At 50.7% G+C, this 1,943-nt stretch carries 1 protein-coding gene; it reads left to right on the top strand.

The window, feature by feature from the left end; all coding sequences use genetic code 11:
* Nucleotides 1–96 precede the first annotated feature (96 nt).
* Nucleotides 97–1,914 (top strand): multicopper oxidase PcoA, encoded by a 1,818-nt coding sequence (pcoA, locus tag M8370_RS23210; protein ID WP_000925240.1) that lies wholly within the window; start codon nt 97–99, stop codon nt 1,912–1,914.
* Nucleotides 1,915–1,943 lie beyond the last annotated feature (29 nt).

Genomic DNA, 1,943 nt, shown 5'->3' with positions numbered 1-1,943 from the left:
CTAGATTCATTTCATTGTAAGTGGATGAACCAGTAATTTAATTTAAATCGGTTCTCGAATTCTGTCAGTAACCATACTTTAAATAAGGGAATGCGCATGCTGTTGAAAACGTCTCGACGAACTTTCCTGAAGGGGTTAACCCTCTCTGGCGTAGCCGGAAGTCTTGGCGTATGGAGTTTCAATGCGCGTTCCAGTCTGAGCCTGCCAGTTGCCGCATCCCTGCAGGGTACTCAGTTTGACCTGACCATTGGTGAAACGGCCGTCAATATCACGGGCAGTGAGCGTCAGGCCAAAACAATCAATGGAGGCCTGCCGGGGCCCGTTCTTCGCTGGAAAGAAGGTGACACCATTACCCTGAAGGTCAAAAACCGTCTTAATGAACAGACGTCCATTCACTGGCACGGCATTATTCTTCCGGCCAATATGGATGGTGTTCCGGGGCTGAGTTTTATGGGCATAGAGCCTGATGATACCTACGTTTACACCTTTAAGGTTAAGCAGAACGGGACTTACTGGTACCACAGCCATTCCGGTCTGCAGGAACAGGAGGGGGTATACGGTGCCATTATCATCGATGCCGGGGAGCCAGAACCGTTTACTTACGATCGTGAGCATGTGGTCATGTTGTCTGACTGGACCGATGAAAATCCTCACAGCCTGCTGAAAAAATTAAAAAAACAGTCGGATTACTACAATTTCAATAAACCAACCGTTGGCTCTTTTTTCCGCGACGTGAATACCAGGGGGCTGTCAGCCACCATTGCCGATCGGAAAATGTGGGCTGAAATGAAAATGAATCCGACTGACCTCGCGGATGTCAGTGGCTACACCTACACCTATCTCATGAACGGGCAGGCCCCGCTGAAAAACTGGACCGGACTGTTCCGTCCCGGTGAAAAGATACGCTTACGGTTTATCAACGGCTCGGCAATGACCTATTTCGATATCCGTATCCCCGGGCTGAAAATGACGGTCGTGGCTGCAGATGGCCAGTATGTAAACCCGGTTACCGTTGACGAATTCAGGATTGCCGTTGCCGAAACCTATGATGTCATTGTGGAGCCTCAGGGTGAGGCCTATACCATCTTCGCACAATCCATGGACAGGACCGGTTACGCTCGAGGGACACTGGCCACGAGAGAGGGGTTAAGTGCTGCCGTTCCCCCCCTCGATCCCCGTCCTCTGTTGACCATGGAAGATATGGGTATGGGGGGAATGGGACATGATATGGCAGGAATGGACCACAGCCAGATGGGAGGCATGGATAACAGCGGAGAGATGATGTCTATGGACGGTGCTGACCTTCCGGATAGCGGGACATCCTCCGCGCCCATGGATCACAGCAGCATGGCCGGTATGGATCATTCCCGGATGGCCGGAATGCCGGGTATGCAAAGTCATCCTGCGTCAGAAACGGATAACCCACTGGTTGATATGCAGGCGATGAGCGTCTCTCCGAAGTTAAATGATCCGGGTATTGGTCTTCGAAATAACGGAAGAAAGGTTCTCACGTACGCGGATTTGAAAAGCCGCTTTGAGGATCCTGACGGACGTGAACCTGGCCGTACCATAGAACTGCATTTAACCGGCCACATGGAAAAGTTTGCCTGGTCATTTAACGGAATCAAGTTTTCAGATGCCGCACCGGTGCTGCTGAAATACGGTGAGCGGCTCAGGATCACGCTGATCAACGATACCATGATGACTCACCCCATTCACCTGCATGGTATGTGGAGCGATCTGGAAGATGAAAACGGTAATTTCATGGTTCGTAAACACACAATAGATGTTCCCCCTGGTACAAAACGCAGTTACAGAGTGACAGCAGATGCGCTTGGCCGCTGGGCGTATCACTGCCATTTGCTCTATCACATGGAAATGGGAATGTTTCGTGAAGTTCGGGTGGAGGAATGATGCCAATGAAGAGAAATTTGAAGGCCATG

This window comes from Enterobacter cloacae complex sp. OE43NF (genome assembly GCF_023544405.1).
Classification (GTDB): Bacteria; Pseudomonadota; Gammaproteobacteria; order Enterobacterales; family Enterobacteriaceae; genus Enterobacter; species Enterobacter cloacae.
The sequence above is the reverse complement of the archived record's forward strand: the minus strand, read 5'-3'. Positions and strand labels throughout refer to the sequence as shown.